General features: G+C 56.8%; 19 protein-coding genes and 1 other RNA gene. 4 read left to right on the top strand and 16 right to left on the bottom strand.

Features of this window, described 5'->3' with window-relative positions:
• Window positions 1-7 precede the first annotated feature (7 nt).
• From gcvP to LLF79_RS14745, 7 genes are all read right to left on the bottom strand, one after another.
• Window positions 8-2,881, bottom strand: a complete 2,874-nt coding sequence (gene gcvP, locus LLF79_RS14775) for an aminomethyl-transferring glycine dehydrogenase (protein ID WP_128301813.1) — start codon at window positions 2,879-2,881, stop codon at window positions 8-10.
• A 127-nt stretch (window positions 2,882-3,008) separates the two neighbouring features.
• Window positions 3,009-3,398, bottom strand: coding sequence for a glycine cleavage system protein GcvH (gene gcvH / locus LLF79_RS14770; protein ID WP_008499718.1), 390 nt, complete (start codon window positions 3,396-3,398; stop codon window positions 3,009-3,011).
• 23 nt (window positions 3,399-3,421) lie between these two features.
• A complete protein-coding gene (gcvT, locus tag LLF79_RS14765; RefSeq protein WP_008499719.1) occupies window positions 3,422-4,516 on the bottom strand; it encodes a glycine cleavage system aminomethyltransferase GcvT in 1,095 nt (364 codons plus the stop codon).
• Between the two features lie 520 nt (window positions 4,517-5,036).
• Entirely contained in the window at window positions 5,037-6,239 is a 1,203-nt protein-coding gene (gene ubiI / locus LLF79_RS14760; protein ID WP_227879759.1) for an FAD-dependent 2-octaprenylphenol hydroxylase, read from the bottom strand.
• A gap of 12 nt (window positions 6,240-6,251) precedes the next feature.
• Entirely contained in the window at window positions 6,252-7,430 is a 1,179-nt protein-coding gene (gene ubiH, locus LLF79_RS14755) for a 2-octaprenyl-6-methoxyphenyl hydroxylase (protein WP_227879758.1), read from the bottom strand.
• Entirely contained in the window at window positions 7,427-8,740 is a 1,314-nt protein-coding gene (pepP, locus tag LLF79_RS14750) for a Xaa-Pro aminopeptidase (protein WP_227879841.1), read from the bottom strand. Before pepP ends, ubiH begins: the two co-directional genes overlap by 4 nt.
• 31 nt (window positions 8,741-8,771) lie before the next feature.
• Window positions 8,772-9,350: a YecA family protein gene (locus LLF79_RS14745; RefSeq protein ID WP_025912457.1), complete on the bottom strand. Its 579-nt coding sequence runs from the start codon at window positions 9,348-9,350 to the stop codon at window positions 8,772-8,774.
• A gap of 168 nt (window positions 9,351-9,518) precedes the next feature.
• On the opposite strand from LLF79_RS14745, the gene zapA reads away from it, so the two are divergent.
• The 3 genes from zapA (at window position 9,519) to LLF79_RS14730 (ending at window position 10,694) form a co-directional block, all read left to right on the top strand.
• On the top strand, window positions 9,519-9,848 hold the full coding sequence (zapA, locus tag LLF79_RS14740; protein WP_006811891.1) for a cell division protein ZapA: 330 nt from the start codon (window positions 9,519-9,521) through the stop codon (window positions 9,846-9,848).
• A 41-nt stretch (window positions 9,849-9,889) separates the two neighbouring features.
• Window positions 9,890-10,073, top strand: a non-coding RNA gene (gene ssrS / locus LLF79_RS14735) — 6S RNA.
• Between the two features lie 24 nt (window positions 10,074-10,097).
• Window positions 10,098-10,694: a 5-formyltetrahydrofolate cyclo-ligase gene (locus tag LLF79_RS14730; protein ID WP_227879755.1), complete on the top strand. Its 597-nt coding sequence runs from the start codon at window positions 10,098-10,100 to the stop codon at window positions 10,692-10,694.
• Window positions 10,695-10,794: 100 nt separating this feature from the next.
• On the opposite strand, the gene serA is transcribed toward LLF79_RS14730, so the two are convergent.
• Window positions 10,795-12,027: a phosphoglycerate dehydrogenase gene (gene serA, locus LLF79_RS14725; protein WP_045335232.1), complete on the bottom strand. Its 1,233-nt coding sequence runs from the start codon at window positions 12,025-12,027 to the stop codon at window positions 10,795-10,797.
• 266 nt (window positions 12,028-12,293) lie between these two features.
• Window positions 12,294-12,953 carry a ribose-5-phosphate isomerase RpiA gene (rpiA, locus tag LLF79_RS14720; protein WP_003860091.1) on the bottom strand — a complete coding sequence of 220 codons (660 nt, stop codon included), beginning with the start codon at window positions 12,951-12,953 and terminating at the stop codon, window positions 12,294-12,296.
• 127 nt (window positions 12,954-13,080) lie between these two features.
• On the opposite strand from rpiA, the gene argP reads away from it, so the two are divergent.
• Complete coding sequence (argP, locus tag LLF79_RS14715) at window positions 13,081-13,974, top strand: DNA-binding transcriptional regulator ArgP (protein ID WP_008499727.1); 894 nt, start codon at window positions 13,081-13,083, stop codon at window positions 13,972-13,974.
• Window positions 13,975-14,017: 43 nt separating this feature from the next.
• Here the strand turns inward: argP and LLF79_RS14710 are convergent, their stop codons facing one another.
• The 7 genes from LLF79_RS14710 to tkt form a co-directional block, all read right to left on the bottom strand.
• Complete coding sequence (locus tag LLF79_RS14710) at window positions 14,018-14,749, bottom strand: oxidative stress defense protein (protein WP_008499728.1); 732 nt, start codon at window positions 14,747-14,749, stop codon at window positions 14,018-14,020.
• 92 nt (window positions 14,750-14,841) lie between these two features.
• Window positions 14,842-15,477 carry an arginine exporter ArgO gene (gene argO / locus LLF79_RS14705; RefSeq protein ID WP_045407147.1) on the bottom strand — a complete coding sequence of 212 codons (636 nt, stop codon included), beginning with the start codon at window positions 15,475-15,477 and terminating at the stop codon, window positions 14,842-14,844.
• Window positions 15,478-15,626: 149 nt separating this feature from the next.
• Window positions 15,627-16,481 carry a small-conductance mechanosensitive channel MscS gene (gene mscS, locus LLF79_RS14700; RefSeq protein ID WP_008499730.1) on the bottom strand — a complete coding sequence of 285 codons (855 nt, stop codon included), beginning with the start codon at window positions 16,479-16,481 and terminating at the stop codon, window positions 15,627-15,629.
• A 186-nt stretch (window positions 16,482-16,667) separates the two neighbouring features.
• Window positions 16,668-17,747, bottom strand: a complete 1,080-nt coding sequence (gene fbaA, locus LLF79_RS14695; RefSeq protein WP_008499731.1) for a class II fructose-bisphosphate aldolase — start codon at window positions 17,745-17,747, stop codon at window positions 16,668-16,670.
• 92 nt (window positions 17,748-17,839) lie between these two features.
• The gene (gene pgk, locus LLF79_RS14690; protein ID WP_008499732.1) at window positions 17,840-19,003 is read right to left on the bottom strand and encodes a phosphoglycerate kinase; all 1,164 of its coding nucleotides are present in this window, start codon (window positions 19,001-19,003) and stop codon (window positions 17,840-17,842) included.
• Window positions 19,004-19,052: 49 nt separating this feature from the next.
• Window positions 19,053-20,072, bottom strand: coding sequence for an erythrose-4-phosphate dehydrogenase (gene epd / locus LLF79_RS14685; RefSeq protein ID WP_227879753.1), 1,020 nt, complete (start codon window positions 20,070-20,072; stop codon window positions 19,053-19,055).
• Window positions 20,073-20,398: 326 nt separating this feature from the next.
• Window positions 20,399-22,390, bottom strand: coding sequence for a transketolase (tkt, locus tag LLF79_RS14680; protein WP_021242065.1), 1,992 nt, complete (start codon window positions 22,388-22,390; stop codon window positions 20,399-20,401).
• Between the last annotated feature and the right edge of the window lie 85 nt (window positions 22,391-22,475).

The following is a 22,475-nucleotide window of genomic DNA, read 5'->3' as shown; positions in this document are numbered from 1 at the left end:
AGCAATGTTACTGGTATTCGCTCATCGGTACGCAGGAGCAGAACAGGTTACGGTCCCCGTAGACATCATCAAGACGCTTCACGGTCGGCCAGTATTTGTTCGCCACGCCCGCCGGGAAGACGGCCAGCTCGCGGGAATAGCCGTGGTTCCACTCGGCCACCAGCTCGTGCTGGGTGTGCGGAGCGTTGACCAGCGGGTTATCTTCCAGCGTCCACTCGCCGTCCTGCACGCGGTCAATTTCCATGCGGATGGCCAGCATCGCGTCGATAAAGCGATCCAGCTCGGCTTTGCTTTCGGACTCCGTTGGCTCCACCATCAGCGTGCCCGCAACCGGGAACGACATGGTAGGCGCGTGGAAGCCGTAGTCGATCAGACGCTTGGCAATATCCAGCTCGCTAATGCCGGTCTGCTCTTTCAGCGGACGAATATCGAGGATGCACTCGTGCGCCACGCGACCGTCGCGGCCGGTATAGAGCACCGGGAAGGCAGACTTCAGGCGGGTCGCAATGTAGTTGGCGTTCAGAATGGCCACCTGGCTCGCCTGCTTCAGCCCTTCCGCGCCCATCATGCGGATGTACATCCAGCTGATTGGCAGGATAGAGGCGCTACCGAACGGTGCCGCAGAGACCGCGCCCTGACGGGTCAGCATGCCTTCGATCTGCACAACGCTGTGGCCTGGGACAAACGGTGCCAGGTGCGCCTTCACGCCGATTGGGCCCATGCCCGGGCCGCCACCGCCGTGCGGGATGCAGAAGGTTTTGTGCAGGTTAAGGTGCGACACGTCCGCGCCGATAAAGCCCGGAGAGGTAATGCCCACCTGCGCGTTCATGTTCGCGCCATCGAGGTATACCTGACCGCCGAACTGGTGCACCACTTCGCACACTTCACGGATGGTCTCTTCGTACACGCCGTGGGTGGACGGATAGGTCACCATGATGCAGGAGAGCTTGTCGCCCGCCTGTTCGGCTTTCGCGCGCAGGTCAGCCAGGTCGATGTTGCCGTTCTTATCGCACGCGACCACCACGACTTCCATGCCCGCCATCTGGGCTGAAGCCGGGTTGGTGCCGTGGGCGGAGCTTGGGATCAGGCAGATATCGCGATGGCCTTCGTTGCGGCTTTCGTGATAGTGACGGATTGCCAGCAGGCCCGCATATTCACCCTGCGCGCCGGAGTTCGGCTGCATGCAGAGCGCGTCGTAACCGGTCAGCTTCACCAGCCAGTCGGAAAGCTGGTTAATCATCACGTGATAACCTTCCGCCTGCTCCGGCGGGCAGAACGGGTGCAGCTCGGAGAATTCAGGCCAGGTGATCGGGATCATCTCTGCTGCAGCATTCAGCTTCATGGTGCAGGATCCCAGCGGGATCATCGCTTGGTTCAGCGCCAGATCCTTGCGCTCCAGAGAGTGCATGTAACGCATCATCTCGGTCTCGCTGTGGTAGCGATTAAAGACCGGGTGCGTCAGGATGGCGTCGTTACGCTGCATGCTGTCCTGAATGGAGCGGCTGTCGAGCGCAACTTCTTTGTCGAGCGCGTCAATGTCCAGACCGTGCGCGTCACCCAGCAGCACGCTGAACAGGTTCAGGATATCGTCGCGGGTGGTGCTTTCATCCAGCGTAATGCCGACGGCGTTGTGGATGTCGCTGCGCAGGTTGATCTTTGCCGCGTCCGCGCGTGCCAGCACGGCGGCTTTGTCCGCCACGTCCACGCACAGGGTATCGAAGTAGTGGGCATGGCGCAGCTTAAGACCTTTTTGCTGCAGGCCGCAGGCCAGGATATCGGCCAGGCGGTGAATGCGGTTAGCAATACGTTTCAGACCAGCCGGACCGTGGAACACGGCGTACAGGCTGGCGATGTTTGCCAGCAGCACCTGTGAGGTACAGATGTTGGAGTTCGCTTTCTCGCGGCGGATATGCTGCTCGCGGGTCTGCATCGCCATGCGCAGCGCGGTATTACCGGCAGCGTCTTTGGAGACGCCGATAATACGGCCAGGCATGGAACGTTTGAATTCATCTTTCGCGCCGAAGAACGCCGCGTGCGGGCCGCCGTAGCCCATCGGTACGCCGAAGCGCTGCGCAGAGCCGAATACGATATCCGCGCCCTGTTTGCCCGGGGCCGTCAGCAGCACCAGCGCCATAAAATCGGCGGCAACGCTCACAACCACCTTGCGGGATTTCAGCTCGGCAATCAGCGCGCCGTAGTCGTGCACTTCGCCGGTGGTGCCCACCTGCTGCAGCAGCACGCCGAAGACGTCCTGGTGATCCAGCACTTTGTCAGCGTCATCGACGATCACGTCAAAGCCGAAGGTTTCCGCACGGGTGCGCACCACGTCCAGCGTCTGCGGATGCACGTCCGCCGCCACGAAGAAGCGGTTGGCATTTTTCAGTTTGCTCACGCGCTTCGCCATCGCCATCGCTTCGGCGGCGGCGGTCGCTTCATCCAGCAGAGACGCGGAGGCGATATCCATACCGGTCAGATCCAGCGTTACCTGCTGGAAGTTCAGCAGCGCTTCCAGACGACCCTGGGACACTTCTGGCTGATACGGCGTATAGGCGGTGTACCAGCCCGGGTTTTCCAGCATGTTGCGCAGGATCACCGGCGGCAACTGCACGTTGGTGTAGCCCATGCCAATGTAAGACTTATAGCGCTTGTTCAGGCCGGCGATAGCCTTCAGCTCCGCCAGCGCGGCGAACTCCGTGGTGGCTTCCCCCACCTGAGGCGGCGTGGCTAGCTGGATGTCTTTTGGCACAATCTGGCCGATCAGTGCGTTTAATGAATCCGCGCCAACCGTCTTCAGCATCTCCTGCTGTTGCTGAGCATCCGGCCCAATGTGACGTTCAATGAAGGCGCCACGGTTTTCAAGCTGGCTTAAAGTCTGTGTCATGAGCGATGGTTCCTGAAACGTGCAGTGAATCGTAGTTATCTGTAACGCTGTTGCCCGGTGGCGCTAACGCTTACCGGGCCTACGTTGATCTCCAGGCCGGATAAGCGCAGCGCCATCCGGCACAACGTTATTCGTCTTCCAGTAATGCTTCGTATGCGGTCGCATCCAGCAGCGCGGCAACCTGGGATTCGTCGCTGGCTTTGATCTTGAAGATCCAGCCGCCTTCATAAGGCTCGCTGTTGACCAGCTCAGGGGAGTCGCTCAGCGCGTCGTTGACCGCAACAATCTCACCGCTTACCGGTGCGTAGATGTCTGATGCCGCTTTTACGGACTCCGCCACGGCGCAGTCGTCGCCCGCACTCACGGTCGTGCCCACGTCAGGCAGGTCAACAAACACCATGTCGCCCAGCAGCTCCTGCGCGTGCTCGGTGATCCCGACGGTGTAAGTGCCGTCCGCCTCTTTACGCAGCCACTCGTGTTCTTTGCTGTATTTCAGTTCTGCTGGCACATTGCTCATTGAAGTTCTCCTGATAAAAATAGTTAGGCGACCGGCTTACCGGCGCGAACAAAAATCGGTTTGGTCACGTTGACCGGCATTTCGCGGTTGCGGATTTGCACCACCGCCGTTTCGCCAATGCCCGCCGGCACGCGTGCCAGTGCAATACTGTAGCCCAGTGTCGGTGAGAAGGTTCCGCTGGTGATCACGCCTTCGCGAGGATTGCCGTCAGCATCGGTAAAACGTACAGGCAGCTCGCCGCGCAGCACGCCTTTTTCCTTCATCACCAGGCCAACCAGCTGTTCAGTGCCCTTCTCGCGCTGCATCTCCAGCGCTTCACGGCCAATAAAGTCACGGTCAGCCGGTTCCCACGCGATGGTCCAGCCCATGTTGGCGGCCAGCGGAGAGACGCCTTCGTCCATCTCCTGACCGTAGAGGTTCATGCCCGCTTCCAGACGCAGCGTATCGCGCGCGCCCAGGCCCGCAGGCTTCACGCCCGCTTCCACCAGCGCACGCCAGAAATCAGCGGCCTTTTCGTTCGGCATCGCAATTTCGTAGCCCGCTTCACCGGTGTAGCCGGTGGTGGCGATAAACAGATCGCCCGCCTGCACGCCGAAGAACGGCTTCATGCCTTCGGTGGCTTTACGTTGCTCATCGTTGAACAGAGACGCGGCTTTCGCCTGCGCGTTAGGCCCCTGAACGGCGATCAGCGACAGGTCATCACGGACGGTGATGTCGATGGCATACGGTTCGGCGTGTTGGGTGATCCAGGAGAGGTCTTTTTCGCGGGTGGCGGAGTTTACAACGAGGCGGAAGAAATCTTCGGTGAAGTAGTAGACGATAAGGTCATCAATCACGCCGCCCGAGGCATTCAGCATGCCGGTATAGAGCGCTTTACCCGGCGTCTTCAGTTTGGCGACGTCGTTTGCCAGCAGATAACGCAAAAACTCCCGGGTGCGGCTACCGCGCAGATCGACAATCGTCATATGGGACACGTCGAACATACCGGCATCGGTGCGCACCGCGTGGTGCTCATCAATCTGCGAGCCGTAGTGCAGCGGCATCATCCAGCCGTGGAAGTCCACCATGCGGGCGCCGCATAACACGTGTTGTTCGTACAAAGGAGTCTGTTGAGCCATCTTGTCCTCGTTGAAAAATTCACCGTGAAACCCGGTATCGGCCCCGCGTTCGGGCACCGACGCAAACGTTCTCTTTTACCTGAACTTACCACCGAAAACGGCGGTTAACCATAAGGCAAAACAGGTCATCACATTAGCTTATGACCAAAAAACGCTGAAAAGCCTACAGAGTTATCCACTGGAAAAATGCGATTAACCCCGCACAAAATTAACAATGATCTAACAGGATTTAGCACATGGTGATATTTCGTGCGGAAAAACGGGCCGAATTTCCGTAACGAGAAAAACACGACATTAGATTATCTAATGCGAAAAATGACGTGAAATTAGAATATTTCAAACGAGGGAATTTCCCCGGCGCAGAGGCCGGGAAAAGAAAGTGTGACAGGGGTCAATACACAAAATCATTCAAGTTGCATCAAGGCGGCAAGTCTGAGAGTCCCCAGGAGCTTACATAAGTAAGTGACTGGGGTGAGCAGACGCGGCCAACGCAGAGGCAGCTTGAAGGATGACGTGTATTTTAACGTAGCCAGTCCGGCAGGTCGTTAAGACCCATCGCCTGACGGAGGAGTTGGGGTTTAACACCCGGAAGGGTGTCAGCAAGCTTAAGGCCGATGTCGCGCAGCAATTTCTTCGCTGGATTTGACCCGGCAAACAGCTCGCGGAAGCCCTGCATGCCCGCCAGCATCATCGCCGCGCTGTGCTTGCGGCTGCGCTCGTAGCGACGCAGGTAGAGATGCTGGCCGATATCTTTGCCTTCACGATGCAGGCGACGCAGCTCTTCTACCAGCTCCGCCGCGTCCATAAAGCCAAGGTTGACGCCCTGCCCGGCCAGCGGATGGATGGTATGCGCCGCATCCCCCACCAGCGCCAGACGGTGCGCCGCAAACTGGCGCGCGTAGCGGCCGGTTAACGGGAATACCTGACGCTCGCTTTCAAGCGTGCACAGGCCAAGGCGGTTATCAAAGGCCACGCACAGCGCCTGGTTAAAGGCCTCCGGCGTCGCCTCCTGCATCTGCTGGGCTTTTTCCGGCACCAGGGACCAGACAATTGAGCACAGGTGCGGATCGGCAAGCGGCAGGAACGCCAGTATGCCATCGTTGTGGAAAATCTGGCGCGCCACGCCGCCGTGCGGCTCTTCGGTACGGATCGTCGCGACCAGAGCATGATGGCGGTAATCCCAGTACGTCAGCGGGATATCGGCTTTATTACGCAGCCAGGAGTTGGCACCGTCAGCACCGACCACCAGACGCGCGGTCAGCATGTCGCCACTCTGCAGGGTGATAAACGCCTCGTTTTCGCCCCACGCCACCTGCTGGATCTGCGCAGGCGCAATCAGCGTCACGTCGCTGCACTGCTGTGCTTTCTGCCAGAGCGCGTGGTGGATCACCGCGTTTTCAACGATGTGCCCCAGATGGCTATAGCCCATGCTTTCATCGTCAAAAGCAATATGACCAAAGCTGTCTTTATCCCACACTTCCATGCCGTGATAGCAGCTGGCGCGGTGCGCCACAATATCTGCCCAGACGCCAAGGTGCGTCAGCAGCTTTTCGCTGGCCGCATTGATCGCCGAGACGCGGAGTTCCGGCGGCGCATCCGGTGCAACGGGCTGAGGCTGCTTTTGCTCCAGCACCGCCACGCGCAGGCCGCTGCCCTGTAATCCGCAGGCCAATGCCAGTCCAACCATTCCGCCGCCAACGATGGCGACATCAACATTTTGCACGGTGATAACTCCTTAACGCGCGACCCAACCCAGGGTCCGCTGCGCCAGCACGTCACGTGCCGGAATGAATAATTCCATCGCCATCAGCCCAAGGTTGCGACCCGCAACCAGCGGTGCCCAGCGATTGGCAAAAAGATGAACCAAACCATCGGTCACACCGATGGTGGCCTCTTTATCCGCCTGCCGGCGCTTCTGGTAATGACTCAGCACCGAATAGGCCCCACAGTCTTTTTGCTCGCCCCACGCCTGCGCCAGAGATTCGGCCAGGCTCATGACATCGCGTAAGCCAAGGTTGAAACCTTGCCCCGCGATGGGGTGCAGCGTCTGCGCAGCGTTACCGACAAGCGCCAGACGGTGGGAGACAGACTGAGACGCCGTGGTCAGCGAAAGCGGGTAGACCGTCCGCTTGCCGGCATGGGTAATACGCCCCAGCCGCCAGCCAAAGGCTTTCTGCAGCTCGGTACAAAAACGTTCGTCGGACCAGGCCTTAACCTCTTCCGCCTTATCCTGCGGGTGACACCAGACCAGGGAACAGCGCCCGTCCGACATCGGCAGCATCGCCAGCGGGCCATGCTGCGTAAAGCGCTCAAAGGCCCTGCCGTTGTGGTCAGCTGCGGTAGCGACGTTCGCAATGACCGCCACCTGCCCGTAAGGCTGCTGGCGCCACTCCACGCCACACTGGGTGCCGAGCGACGAGCGCGAACCGTCCGCAGCGACCAGAAGCTGGCCTTCAAGGACGGTGCCGCTTTCCAGGGTCACGCTGACCGACGCTTCGCTTCGGCTCACGCTGGCCACGCGCGCGGGGCAATGCAGCGTAACGCCCGGCGCGTCCTGGAGCAGGCGGAACAGACGTAATCCGACGTCGTGCAGCTCAACAACCTGACCCAGGGCATCAATACGGTAATCCTGCGCCTCCAGCGTGACAAAGCCAGCATGGCCGCGATCGCTGACGTGAACAGTACCGATCGCCGTGGCACGGTCGGCTATCGCCTGCCAGATACCAATGCGCGCAAGCTGCTGACAGGTTCCCTGCGCCAGCGCAATGGCGCGGGCATCAAAACCGGGGTGATTCGACGCCTCTGGCGCAACGGCTTCTACCAGGTGCACCGGAAGCTGGCCCTGCGTCAAATGCGAAATGGCCAGCGCCAGCGTGGCCCCGGTCATGCCGCCACCCACGATGATCACGCTCATGCGCGCGCCGCTGCCATCAGCGCCTCGATATCGTCAGCGTTTTTCACGACGCTGGCGGTCAGGTTTTCGTTACCGGTTTCGGTAATCACGATATCGTCTTCAATACGAATGCCAATCCCGCGGTATTCTTCTGGCACGTCGGCATCCGGCGCGATGTAGAGACCCGGCTCCACGGTTAACACCATGCCCGGCTCCAGCACGCGCGAACGGTCGGTGCCGTATGCGCCAACGTCATGCACGTCCAGCCCCAGCCAGTGGCTCAGGCCGTGCATGAAATACGGTCGATGCGCATTTTCAGCAATCAGGGTGTCGACATCCCCTTTCAGGATCCCGAGCCTGACCAGACCGGTAATCATGATGCGCACCACTTCGCCGGTCACTTCCTGCATGGAAGTCCCCGGACGATACAGTTTGAGCGCTGTCTCAAGGGATTCGAGAACAATGTCGTAAATCGCGCGCTGTGCCGGCGAGAATTTACCGTTCACCGGAAAGGTACGGGTGATGTCCCCCGCATAGCCCTGATATTCGCAACCGGCGTCAATCAGCACCAGATCGCCGTCGCGCAGCGCACTTTCGTTTTCGGTGTAGTGCAGAATGCAGCCGTTTTCCCCGCCGCCGACAATGGTGTTGTAGGAGGGATAGCGCGCGCCGTGGCGGTTAAATTCGTGGTGAATTTCGCCTTCCAGCTGGTATTCGAACATCCCGGGGCGGCATTTCTCCATCGCGCGGGTGTGCGCCAGCGCGCTGATTTCGCCCGCGCGGCGCATCACGTTCAGCTCTTCTTCAGACTTAAACAGGCGCATCTCATGCACTATCGGACGCCAGTCCGTCAGCGTGGCAGGCGCGGACAGGTTCTGCCGCGAGCCTTTGCGCAGCTTATCCAGCGCGGTGAAGACAATCTCATCGGCGTAGGCATATTCGCCCTGCGCGTGATAGAGCACGTCGAGGCCGTTAAGCAGCTGGTAGAGTTGCTGGTTGATTTCGCTAAACGCCAGCGCCCGGTCAACGCCCAGCTTCGCCGGCGCGGCCTCCTGGCCCAGGCGGCGGCCAAACCAGATTTCGGCCGTCAGGTCGCGCACGCGGTTGAATATCACGCTGTGGTTGTGGGTGTCATTGCTTTTAATCAGCACCAGTACCGCTTCCGGCTCGTTAAAGCCGGTGAAATACCAGAAATCGCTGCTCTGGCGATAGGGATATTCGCTGTCGGCGCTGCGCGTCACTTCAGGCGCAGCAAAAATTAGCGCGGCGCTGCCCGGCTGCATTTTCGCCAGCAGCGCCTGACGGCGGCGCGAATACTCTTGACTCGAGATAACCATGACACCCTCCTGTGCGTTATTTTTCTTAATGTAAGGTTGGCTTACGAACTTCCGGTGCGGTCGGCTGTGAGCGCGTAAAGTTGTCGTGGCACAGCAGTGCCGCTACGCGCACGTACTCGATGATCTCTTCGAGAGACATTTCCAGCTCTTCCTGGTCTTCGTCTTCATCGTAGCCAAGCTGGGCAATGTTGCGCAGGTCGTCGATCGCCTCACCCGCTTCGCCGGTCACTTTATCCAGTTTAGGCTGCGTGACGCCCAGCCCCAGCAGATAGTGGTTTACCCAGCCGGCCAGCGCATCGGCGCGATCGAACACGCTGACGTCGTCGCCGTCAGGCAGATAAAGCTGAAAAAGGAAGCCATCGTCTTCCAGCGAATCGCTGATGGCGGCGTGCATTTTACGCAGCGCTTCCGCCAGCTCGTGACCAAACGCCAGCCCTTCATTCGTGAGGTCGTGGATCAGCGGCTGCCAGGAGCTGTCGCTGTTTCCGCCGCACAGCATGCCACTGATCAGACCGTGCATTTCGGCAGGGGTTAAACCAACTCCCTGCTGGTTCAGTAACTGGTTTAAATCCTTGTAACCAGGCATTTCGTTCTGTATAGACATGCGCATTCGTCATCATTGGGGGGAAGTTTCATGATATGCTACCACTTTGGACCCTGGTGATACCAGAAAAGGGCTTGTATCTTCACATCAGGGTAGCTATAGTGTCGCCCCTTCGCAGCCCCCGGGGCAGTAAGCGAAGGCAGCGCAGTCAATCAGCAGGAAGGTGGCATGTCTGCACAACCCGTCGATCTCCAGATTTTTGGCCGTTCACTGCGAGTGAATTGTCCGCCTGAACAAAGGGATGCTTTGAATCAGGCTGCGGACGATTTGAATCAGCGGTTGCAAGATCTAAAAGAACGCACTAGAGTCACAAATACTGAGCAGCTGGTTTTCATCGCCGCGTTGAACATCAGCTATGAACTGACTCAGGAAAAAGCGAAGACCCGCGACTACGCGGCAAGCATGGAGCAGCGCATAAAAATGCTCCAGCAGACCATAGAACAAGCATTGCTTGATCAAGGTCGCAATCCCGAAAGACCGGGACCCAAGTTTGAATAACACTTCTCAGTTGACTATGGTAGAGTAACTGTGAAGACAAAATTTCTCTGAGATGTTCGCAAGCGGGCCAGTCCCCTGAGCCGATATTTCATACCACAAGAATGTGGCGCTCCATGGTTGGTGAGCATGCTCGGTCCGTCCGAGAAGCCTTAAAACTATGACGACACATTCACCTTGAACCAAGGGTTCAAGGGTTACAGCCTGCGGCGGCATCTCGGAGATTCCCTCTCTTTTCTTCTACCAACTACCATGACTCAATTCCCTGAAGTTTCAGCTTCACGCCAGGACATTCGTCAGCTCATTCGTCAACGCCGTCGTGCGTTAACCCCAGAACAGCAAGCGCATTTTGCCCAGCAGGCCGCCGCCCGTATGATGGCGTATCCCCCTGTCGTGATGGCGCGCACGGTTGCCCTGTTTCTGTCGTTTGACGGCGAGCTGGACACCCAACCGCTGATAGAGCAACTCTGGCGCGCCGGGAAGAAGGTATACCTGCCGGTGCTGCACCCGATCAGTGAAGGCAATCTGCTGTTTTTGCACTATCACCCGCACAGCGAGCTGGTGGTGAATCGTCTGAAAATCACCGAGCCGAAACTCGATGTGCGCGACGTGCTGCCGCTGTCACAGCTGGATGTGCTGATTACGCCGCTGGTGGCGTTTGATGAGCAGGGACAGCGCTTAGGTATGGGCGGCGGTTTTTACGACCGGACGCTGCAAAACTGGCAGCAGTATGGGTTGCAGCCGGTAGGCTACGCGCATGATTGCCAGGGCGTGGAGGCGTTGCCGGTGGAGAAATGGGATGTGCCGTTGCCGGCGGTAGTGACGCCCAGTAAAACGTGGCTTTGGTAGCATAAAGCCGGGTGGCGGCTGCGCCTTACCCGGCCTACGTAAATCCTCAAACATTGTAGGTCGGGTAAGCGTAAGCCCCCCGACACCACAGACCGCACCATCAGTAAAGCAGACGCGCGCGAATCGTCCCCGGAATGGCCTTCATGCTCAGCAACGCTTTCTCGGCAACGTCTTCATCCGCTTCGATATCAATAACCACATAGCCCATCTGCGAATTGGTTTGCAGATACTGCGCGGCGATGTTGACGCTCTGCTCAGCAAAGATCTGGTTAATGGCAGTCAGCACGCCTGGACGGTTTTCGTGAATATGCAGCAGACGACGACCGCCGTGCAGCGGCAGAGACACTTCCGGGAAGTTAACGGCGGAGAGCGTCGAGCCATTGTCGGAGTATTTGCTCAGTTTACCCGCCACTTCCAGACCGATGTTCTCCTGCGCTTCCTGAGTCGAACCGCCGATGTGCGGCGTCAGGATCACGTTGTCGAACTCGCACAGCGGAGAGGTGAACGGATCGCTGTTGGTGGCGGGCTCCGTTGGGAAAACGTCGATGGCCGCCCCTGCCAGATGCTTACGCTTCAGCGCATCGCACAGCGCAGGGATATCGACCACCGTGCCGCGCGCGGCGTTAATCAGCAGTGAGCCCGGCTTCATCAGCGCCAGCTCTTCTGCGCCCATCATGTTTTTGGTGGAGGCATTTTCCGGCACGTGCAGACTTACCACGTCACTCATGTTCAGCAGGTCAGACAGGTGTTGAACCTGGGTGGCATTGCCTAAAGGCAGCTTGCTTTCGATATCGTAAAAATAGACATGCATACCGAGAGATTCCGCCAGAATCCCCAGTTGGGTACCGATGTGGCCATAGCCGATGATACCCAGTTTTTTCCCACGGGCTTCGTAGGAGCCCGCAGCCAGTTTGTTCCAGACGCCGCGGTGTGCTTTGGCGTTAGCCTCCGGAATGCCGCGCAGGAGCAGCAGCAGTTCGCCAATCACCAGCTCCGCCACGGAACGGGTGTTGGAGAACGGGGCGTTAAAGACAGGAATACCGCGTTTTGCAGCAGCATTCAGGTCAACCTGGTTGGTACCGATGCAGAAGCAGCCGATAGCCACCAGCTTTTCCGCCGCGGCAATCACATCTTCAGTCAGGTGAGTACGGGATCGCAGGCCAATGAAGTGGGCATCACGGATGGACGCTTTCAGCTCTTCGGTATCAAGCGCGCCTTTGTGAAATTCGATGTTGGTGTAACCTGCCGCACGAAGGCTATCGATTGCTTTTTGATGCACGCCCTCGACCAGCAGGAATTTAATCTTGTCTTTCTCCAGTGATACCTTTGCCATTTACCCGACCCTGTTTTTGTCTGAACTGATGTTGTGCTGGATATAAATCCGCTGTAGCCAACATATCAAAAAAAACTATTGCAGCAATATGAACGTTTGCGTCAGTACGCTGAAGGAAAGTCATACAGCGCAAAATGGCAGAGGAAAATGCTATGGAAATTTACAAACGCGGAAGGATCGGCAAAAGAGGCATAAAAACGTGACACAAGTCACCGAATTTAGCGTTTCAAAAATTTTTTAGCGGGGGGAGGACTCCCCCCGTCAGATCATTTTACGATGGTTTTCACGCCGTCAGCGGTGCCGATCAGCGCCACATCCGCGCCACGGTTGGCGAATAGCCCTACGGTCACTACGCCTGGAATGCCGTTGATGGCGTTTTCCAGCGCAATCGCGTCAAGAATTTCCAGACCGTGAACGTCGAGGATCACGTTGCCGTTGTCGGTCACTACGCCCTGACGATATTCCGGACGACCGCCCAGCTTGACCAGCTGACGGGCAACCGCGCTGCGGGCCATCGGGATCACTTCAACCGGCAGCGGGAAATTCCCCAGAATGTCCACCTGCTTGGAGGCGTCGGCGATGCAGATAAACTTGTCCGCAACGGAGGCGATGATTTTTTCGCGCGTCAGCGCCGCGCCGCCGCCTTTGATCATCTGCATGTGGCCGTTGATTTCATCCGCGCCATCAACGTAAATCCCCAGACGATCCACTTCGTTAAGATCGAAAACGGTAATGCCGAGGCTTTTCAGCTTTTCCGTGGAAGCATCAGAGCTGGAAACCGCGCCCTCGATCTGCCCCTTCATCGTGCCCAGCGCATCGATAAAGTGTGCCGCGGTTGATCCCGTACCGACACCGACAATGGTACCCGGCTGTACGTACTGGAGAGCGGCCCATCCTACTGCTTTTTTCAGTTCATCCTGCGTCATGATCGTTTTGCCTGTGGTGTTAAAACTCAGGGCGCATTATAGAACACGTCGAATGGAATTCGTCTGCCACAAAGGGAAAATTGTGTCATAGTGCAGAATAAGCAAAATTAAGGAGCCAGCCAGAGCAATGAAACGTCCGGACTACAGAACACTACAGGCACTTGATGCAGTTATTCGTGAACGAGGCTTTGAGCGCGCGGCGCAAAAGCTTTGCATCACGCAGTCCGCCGTCTCTCAGCGTATCAAACAGCTTGAAAACATGTTCGGCCAGCCGCTGCTGGTGCGTACCGTGCCGCCACGTCCAACAGAGCAAGGGCAAAAGCTCCTCGCTCTGCTGCGTCAGGTTGAACTGCTGGAAGACGAGTGGCTGGGTGACGAACAAACGGGCTCTACGCCGCTGCTGCTCTCTCTGGCGGTCAACGCCGACAGTCTGGCAACCTGGCTGCTGCCGGCCCTGGCACCGGTCCTCGCAGACTCCCCTATCCGCCTGAATTTGCAGGTTGAAGACGAAACCCGCACCCAGGAGCGCCTGCGTCGCGGTGAAGTGGTTGGGGCGGTCAGTATTCAGCCGCAGGCGCTGCCAAGCTGCCTTGTCGATCAGTTAGGCGCTCTGGACTATCTGTTTGTGGGTTCAAAAGCCTTTGCGGAACGCTACTTCCCCAACGGCGTCACCCGCGCGGCGCTGCTGAAAGCCCCTGCCGTGGCCTTCGACCATCTGGACGATATGCATCAGGCGTTCCTGCAGCAAAACTTCGACCTGCCGCCGGGCAGCGTGCCGTGCCATATCGTGAACTCGTCAGAAGCCTTCGTGCAGCTTGCGCGCCAGGGCACCACCTGCTGCATGATCCCGCACCTGCAGATTGAGAAAGAGTTGAAAAGCGGTGAGCTGATTGACTTAACGCCGGGGCTTTATCAGCGTCGGATGCTCTACTGGCACCGTTTTGCGCCGGAAAGCCGCATGATGCGCAACGTCACTGACGCGCTGCTGGCGTACGGGCATAAGGTATTGAGACAGGATTAAAAAGAAAAGCCGGGTGGCGGCTACGCCTTACCCGGCCTACAGATTACTGAGCCGGTTTCGGCTGTGCTGCAACAGGTTCAAGCTGGAACACCACATCCACCTGATCGTCGAACTGGATTGTCGGCTGCTCGTAAGTTTCCTGAGCGGATACCGGCGCTGCGTCAGCCTTCATCATACGAACCATCGGGCTTGGCTGGTAGTTAGAGACGTGGTAACGCACGCTGTAAACCGGACCGAGCTTGCTCTTAAAGCCAGAAGCCAGCTGTTCCGCCTGGTGAATGGCATCATCAATCGCCGCTTTACGCGCTTCGTCTTTGTACTTCTCCGGTTGCGCAACGCCCAGCGACACGGAACGGATCTCGTTCAGGCCCGCCTTCAGCGCACCGTCCAGCAGCGAGTTAAGCTTATCCAGCTGACGCACGGTCACTTCAACGGTACGCACCGCACGGTAGCCTTTCAGGATGCTTTTGCCATTCTGGTAGTCGTAATCGGGTTGAGTACGCAGGTTCGCAGAGTTGATATCTTTTTTACCGACACCGTTCTGCTCGAGGAAAGAGAGGTATTGCGCAACGCGATCGTCAGCCTGCTTCTTGGCCGTCGCTGCATCTTTCGCCGCCACATTCACCTCAATTGCCAGGGTTGCAACATCGGGTACCGCGTCCACGCTTGCGGTGCCTGACGTGACGATGTGCGGGCCATCCGGCAATTCGCTTGCCTGCACCGACACCGCACCGAAACTCACTAATGCCGCCAGGGCCATCACTTTAAACTTCACTGTCATTCCTCCATGTTGCGAAGAGTGCCCCAATAACAGGGCGCATGCCAGCAAGCTTAGCGGGTCTTATTCAGTTGTCCATAAGACAAGGATTAGTTGAACAATTCCTGGACATGATGAATCCCCTCTTTCGCCAGCTGGAAAGCGATAAACCACATCACCAGGCCGACCAGGGTATTAATGATGCGCTGGGCTTTGGCCGTACGCAGGCGGGGCGCCAGCCATGCCGCCAGAATGGCGAGACCGAAGAACCACAGAAAAGAGGCGCTGACCGTACCGAGCGCAAACCAGCGTTTCGGCTCAACGTCCAGTTGACCGCCCAGGCTGCCCAGCACGACGAAGGTGTCGAGATACACATGCGGGTTAAGCCAGGTCACCGCCAGCATGGAGACGATAATCTTCCAGCGGCCCTGCTTCATAACCTCCGCGCTCGCCAGTTCGAGGTTGCTGCTCATCGCCGTTTTCAGCGCGCCGAATCCGTACCAGAGCAGAAACGCCACGCCGCCCCAGGTGACCAGCGCCAGCAGCCACGGAGACTGCATCAGCAGCGCGCTGCCGCCAAAAATCCCGGCACAGATCAGCAGCAAATCGCTTACCGCGCACAACAGGGCAATCATCAGATGGTACTGGCGGCGGATGCCCTGATTCATCACGAACGCATTTTGCGGGCCGAGGGGAAGGATCATGGCTGCACCTAAGGCAAGCCCTTGAAAATAATAAGATAGCATGATGATTTTCTCGCAGAGTTGTTCTGGAAGCTGACTATACTGCGCGAATCACATTAGATGAAATGGATAATATTAATTGGGTATTAGCGGAGCTTATGAAGGTAAAGCCCGGTGGCGCTAGCGATTACCGGGCCTACAACGTCGGGGGATTACTCGGCGGCTTTCTCGCGTTTAAGATTCACGTCCATCTGCGGATACGGGAAACTGATGCCGTTGGCGTCGAAGTCGCGCTTAATGCGTTCCAGCACGTCCCAGTACACGTTTTGCAGATCGCTGCTTTTACTCCAGATACGCACCACAAAGTTAATGGAGGAAGCGCCGAGTTCATTCAGGCGAACCGTCTGCTCTTTGTCTTTCAGAATGCGATCGTCTGAAGCAATGATATTGGTAATCAGCGACTTCACCTGATCGATGTCGGAGTCGTATGCCACGCTGATAATCAGTTCGTTACGACGCACCGGTTCACGGGAGAAGTTGATGATGTTGCCCGCGATAATTTTCCCGTTCGGCACGACCACGATGCGGCCATCGACGGTACGCATAGTCGTTGAGAAAATCTGCACCTGCAGCACGGTTCCGGCAATGCCGCCAAGGTCAACGTATTCGCCGGAGCGGAACGGACGGAAGGTCACCAGCAGCACGCCTGCCGCCAGGTTTGAAAGCGAGCCCTGCAGTGCCAGACCAATGGCCAGACCGGCGGCACCGAGAACGGCAATGACGGAGGCGGTTTGCACCCCCACACGGCCCAGCGCGGCAATCAGCGTGAAGGCGATAATGCCGTAGCGCACCAGTGCGGAGAGGAAGTCTGCCACCGTGGCGTCAATGTGACGGGCCAGCATTACGCGGTTAACCGTATTCGAGACAATACGCGCCACGATCATCCCGACGATGATGATGGCAATCGCCGCGACGATGTTCACGGCATAGCTCAGCAGCAGGGCCTGGTTGCGCACCAGCCAGTTACCGGCGTTATTGATGCTGTCTACAACATCGAGTTGTTCCATTTATTCTTCCTTTTGTTAAACCAAAACACAAAATCCATCCCCCATGGAGACAGGCAGGTCAGTAAAGGGTAAACAAAAAGCACAGGCTTTGCCAAACAGATCACAAAAACAGGGCTGGCAGGGTATTGAAAAAGCATAAAAAAAGGCCCGCATTTGCGGGCCTTCTGATGCTGTTAGCAGCTCAAATTACAGAACGTCGATCGCGTTCAGTTCTTTGAAAGCCTGCTCCAGACGGGTGACCATGGACGTCTGCGCTGCGCGCAGCCATACGCGTGGATCGTAGTATTTCTTGTTCGGCTGGTCTTCGCCTTTCGGGTTGCCCAGCTGGCCCTGCAGGTAAGCTTCGTTCGCTTTGTAGTACTGCAGGATACCGTCCCAGGTTGCCCACTGGGTGTCGGTGTCGATGTTCATTTTCACAACGCCGTAGCTTACGGAGTCTTTGATTTCCTGAGCAGAAGAACCGGAACCGCCGTGGAAGACGAAGTTCAGGCTGTTGTGCGGCAGGTTGTGTTTCTTGGAAACGTATTCCTGAGAATCACGCAGGATAGTTGGGGTCAGAACCACGTTACCTGGTTTGTAAACGCCGTGTACGTTACCGAAGGACGCTGCAATGGTGAAGCGTGGGCTGATTTTGCTCAGCTCGGTGTAAGCGTAATCAACGTCTTCTGGCTGGGTGTACAGTGCAGAAGCGTCCATGTGGCTGTTGTCCACGCCATCTTCTTCACCGCCGGTGCAACCCAGTTCGATTTCCAGGGTCATGTCCATTTTGGCCATGCGCGCCAGGTACTTGGAGCAGATTTCGATGTTTTCGTGCAGTGACTCTTCAGACAGGTCGATCATGTGAGAAGAGAACAGTGGCTTACCGGTTGCCGCGAAGTGTTTTTCACCCGCGTCCAGCAGACCGTCGATCCACGGCAGCAGTTTCTTCGCGCAGTGGTCAGTGTGCAGGATAACTGGAACACCGTAGTGCTCAGCCATCTGGTGTACGTGGTGCGCACCAGAGATAGCACCCAGGATTGCAGCACCCTGAGGAATGTCAGTTTTCACGCCTTTACCTGCGATGAACGCAGCGCCGCCGTTAGAGAACTGAACGATAACTGGAGCTTTAACTTTAGCAGCAGTTTCCAGTACGGCGTTGATGGAGTCGGTACCCACGCAGTTAACTGCTGGCAGAGCGAAGTTGTTTTCTTTAGCTACCTGGAACACTTTCTGTACGTCATCACCAGTGATAACGCCAGGTTTTACGAAATCAAAAATTTTAGACATGTTGCTTAGTCCTGTATCTTCGGCCGTTAGAAAAGGTGCGAGCTCTTAAAAGCGCGCTGAAAATTGGGCAGGTTTCCCTGCCCTTGAATGGCTTACTTCTTAGCGCGCTCTTCGAGCATTGCTACTGCTGGCAGTACTTTGCCTTCCACGAATTCGAGGAATGCGCCGCCACCAGTGGAGATGTAGGAGATCTTGTCAGCGATACCGAACAGGTCGATTGCTGCCAGGGTGTCACCACCGCCTGCGATAGAGAACGCTTCGCTGTCTGCGATTGCGTTAGCCACGATTTCAGTCCCTTTGCGGAAGTTCGGGAATTCGAACACGCCAACAGGACCGTTCCACAGGATAGTTTTTGCGTTTTTGAGGATTTCAGCCAGTTTCTGTGCAGAAACGTCGCCCAGGTCCAGAATCTGCTCTTCGTCTTTGATGTCGTTTACAGATTTCAGGGTCGCGGTTGCGGTTTCGGAGAACTCAGTCGCGACGCGAACGTCAGTTGGAACCGGGATATCACAGGTACCCAGCAGGCGTTTGGCTTCGTCAACCAGGTCTGCTTCGTACAGGGATTTACCGACGTTGTGGCCCTGAGCGGCAACGAAGGTGTTCGCGATACCACCGCCAACGATCAGCTGGTCAGCGATTTTAGACAGAGAATCCAGAACGGTCAGTTTGGTAGAAACTTTAGAACCACCAACGATAGCGACCATCGGACGAGCAGGCTCTTTCAGTGCTTTACCCAGCGCTTCCAGTTCGTCAGCCAGCAGAGGACCGGCACACGCTACGTCTGCGAATTTACCGATACCATGGGTAGACGCCTGAGCACGGTGAGCCGTACCGAATGCATCCATCACGAATACGTCGCACAGTGCAGCGTATTTTTTGGACAGGGTTTCGTCGTCTTTCTTCTCGCCTTTGTTGAAGCGAACGTTTTCCAGCACAACCAGCTCACCGGCTGCAACGTCAACGCCGTCCAGGTAATCTTTCACCAGGCGAACCGGGTTGGACAGTTTGTCTTTCAGGTAATTAACCACTGGCAGCAGAGAGAACTCTTCGTTGTACTCGCCTTCAGTTGGACGACCCAGGTGGGAGGTGACCATCACTTTCGCGCCCTGCTTCAGAGCCAGCTCGATGGTTGGCAGAGATGCACGGATACGCGCGTCGCTGGTCACTTTGCCATCTTTAACCGGTACGTTCAGATCGGCACGGATGAAAACGCGTTTACCAGCCAGATCCAGATCGGTCATCTTAATTACAGACATGGTGAATCCTCTCGTTGATTCTTAAAGTTTTGCAGACGCACGATGCGCCTTACCTGAAACCTTGAGCAGCCATTGCTAACGTGGTGTCGAGCATTCGGTTAGCAAAGCCCCATTCGTTATCACACCAGACCAGCGTCTTGATAAGGTGTGCGCCACTGACCCTCGTTTGCGTGCCATCGACGATGGCGCTGTGCGGGTCGTGGTTAAAATCTACTGAGACCAACGGTAATTCCGTATAGTCAACTATACCATGAAATGCCCCCTGTGCCGCTTTTTGCAGCAACAGGTTGACTTCACAAGCTTTTACCGGTTTTTTCACCGTCACGCTAAGGTCGATCGCGGTGACGTTGATCGTCGGGACGCGCACGGCAATCGCCTCAAAACGATCGTTGAACTGCGGAAAAATTCGGGTGATCCCTGCAGCCAGCTTTGTATCCACCGGAATGATTGACTGGCTCGCTGCACGCGTGCGCCGTAAATCCGGGTGGTAAGCGTCAATGACCTGTTGATCGTGCATGGCGGAGTGAATCGTGGTCACGGTGCCGGACTCAATGCCATACGCATCGTCTAACAGTTTGATGACCGGAATAATGCAGTTAGTGGTACAGGAGGCGTTGGAGACAATGCGGTGTTCGGCTTGCAGCTCATGCTGGTTGACGCCAAACACGACGGTCGCGTCGAGGTCGTTACTGCCGGGATGAGAAAACAGGACTTTTTTCGCACCTGCCGCGAGATGCGCTTCGCCATGTTCGCGATTGCCATACACACCGGTACAGTCAAGCACCACATCCACACCCAGTTCACGCCAGGGTAGCCCGGAGATGCTGTTCTCATGCAGCACACGAATAGCGTCATCAACCACAAAAAGCTGATCTCTTTCCTGGCGCACATCCCAGGCAAAGCGTCCGTGGCTGGTGTCATACTTCAACAAATGCGCCATGCCCGCAGCATCCGCCAGTTCATTGATTGCCACCACGGTCATTTCCGCCCGACGTCCGGATTCATACAAAGCACGAATCACATTACGCCCGATGCGACCGAAGCCGTTAATCGCTACGCGTACGGTCATAGATCTCCTGCAAAGCAATCCCTGAGTTTGAGGTGGCTGAAAGAGTAATCCAGCTACGCCCGAAGGGGAATCCTTGCTGTCACAAACTGCGATTGATTGGTCATTTGTCGAACATTTAATCGACTGAAACGCTTCAGCAAGAATAAGCGAATCGGGGAATAAAAGGAATGTCTGTCCAGATGAATAAGCGAGCTATATGACTTGCGTCACATTTTAGGTGGAATAATGCTTACAAAAAAGCCGGGTGGCGCGCTAGCGCTTACCCGGCCTACTTTCGAGCCATTTGTAGGCCCGGTAAGCATAAGCGCCACCGGGCAAAATGGTGATTACAGCAGTTCTTTCGCCTTAGCGACAACGTTCTCAACGGTGAAGCCGAACTCTTCGAACAGCAGTTCTGCCGGAGCAGATTCACCGAAGGTGGTCATACCGACGATAGCGCCGTTCAGACCCACGTATTTGAACCAGTAGTCAGCGATACCCGCTTCCACTGCCACACGCGCGGAAACCGCTTTAGGCAGTACGGATTCACGGTAAGCCGCATCCTGCTTGTCGAACGCGTCGGTAGACGGCATGGAAACCACGCGCGCCTTCACGCCTTCGGCAGTCAGTTTTTCCCATGCAGCAACGGCCAGTTCAACTTCAGAACCGGTAGCGATGAAGATCAGCTCTGGCTGGCCCGCGCAATCTTTCAGCACATAACCGCCGCGCGCGATGTTCGCCAGCTGCTCTGGGGTACGTTCCTGCTGCGCCAGGTTCTGACGGGAGAGGATCAGCGCGGTAGGACCGTCCTGACGCTCAACGCCGTATTTCCACGCCACCGCGGATTCCACCTGGTCACATGGACGCCATGTGCTCATGTTCGGGGTCACGCGCAGGGAAGCCACCTGCTCTACCGGCTGGTGAGTTGGACCGTCTTCGCCCAGACCGATGGAGTCGTGGGTATAGACCATCACCTGACGCTGTTTCATTAGCGCCGCCATACGCACGGCGTTACGCGCATATTCAACGAACATCAGGAAGGTAGAGGTGTACGGCAGGAAACCACCGTGCAGGGAGATACCGTTGGCAATCGCAGTCATACCGAATTCACGTACACCGTAATGGATGTAGTTACCGGCAGTGTCTTCGTTGATTGGCTTAGAACCGGACCACAGGGTCAGGTTAGATGGCGCCAGGTCAGCGGAGCCGCCGAGGAATTCAGGCAGCAGAGGACCGAACGCTTCAATGGCATTCTGAGACGCTTTACGGCTCGCGATTTTAGACGGGTTCGCCTGCAGCTTAGCGATGAATTCGTTCGCTTTCGCGTCGAAGTCAGACGGCATGTCACCTTTCATACGACGGGTGAATTCAGCCGCTTCCTGTGGGAAGGCTTTCGCGTAAGCAGCGAACTTCTCGTTCCATGCCGCTTCTTTTGCCTGGCCTACTTCTTTTGCATCCCACTGAGCATAGATCTCAGATGGGATTTCGAATGCAGGGTATTTCCAGCCCAGCGCTTCGCGGGTCAGTGCGATTTCCGCGTCGCCCAGCGGCGCGCCGTGGGAGTCGTGCGTACCCGCTTTGTTCGGAGAACCGAAGCCGATGATGGTTTTGCACATCAACAGGGACGGTTTGTCCGTCACTGCGCGCGCTTCTTCTACTGCACGTTTAATCGAGTCAGCATCGTGGCCATCAACGCCACGCACAACGTGCCAGCCGTAGGCTTCGAAACGTGCAGCGGTGTCGTCAGTGAACCAGCCCTCAACGTGACCGTCGATGGAGATACCGTTGTCGTCATAGAACGCAACCAGTTTACCCAGCTTCAGGGTACCTGCCAGGGAGCACACTTCGTGAGAAATGCCTTCCATCATGCAGCCATCGCCCATGAACGCGTAGGTGAAGTGGTCAACGATGTCGTGGCCAGGACGGTTGAACTGCGCCGCCAGGGTCTTCTCAGCAATCGCCATACCCACAGCGTTTGCAATACCCTGACCCAGCGGGCCGGTGGTGGTTTCTACGCCAGCGGTGTAGCCCACTTCCGGGTGACCTGGAGTTTTGGAGTGCAGCTGACGGAAGTTTTTCAGCTCTTCGATAGGCAGATCGTAGCCGGTGAGGTGCAGCAGGCTATAGATCAGCATAGAGCCGTGGCCGTTGGACAGCACGAAGCGGTCGCGGTCAGCCCATGACGGGTTCTGCGGGTTGTGGTTCAGGAAATCGCGCCACAGAACTTCGGCGATATCAGCCATACCCATAGGGGCCCCTGGGTGGCCGGATTTGGCTTTCTGTACTGCGTCCATGCTCAGCGCACGAATAGCATTAGCAAGCTCTTTACGTGAGGACATTTTAACTCCAGATCGGACTGTTAAAGGCCATGCCCTTGACGACAGCGCGTTTTGGGCTACGCCGGAAAAAAGTGCCAACAATGTA

The organism is Enterobacter cloacae complex sp. 2021EL-01169, from assembly GCF_020733125.1.
Taxonomy (GTDB): domain Bacteria; phylum Pseudomonadota; class Gammaproteobacteria; order Enterobacterales; family Enterobacteriaceae; genus Enterobacter; species Enterobacter roggenkampii.
The sequence above is the reverse complement of the archived record's forward strand: the minus strand, read 5'-3'. Positions and strand labels throughout refer to the sequence as shown.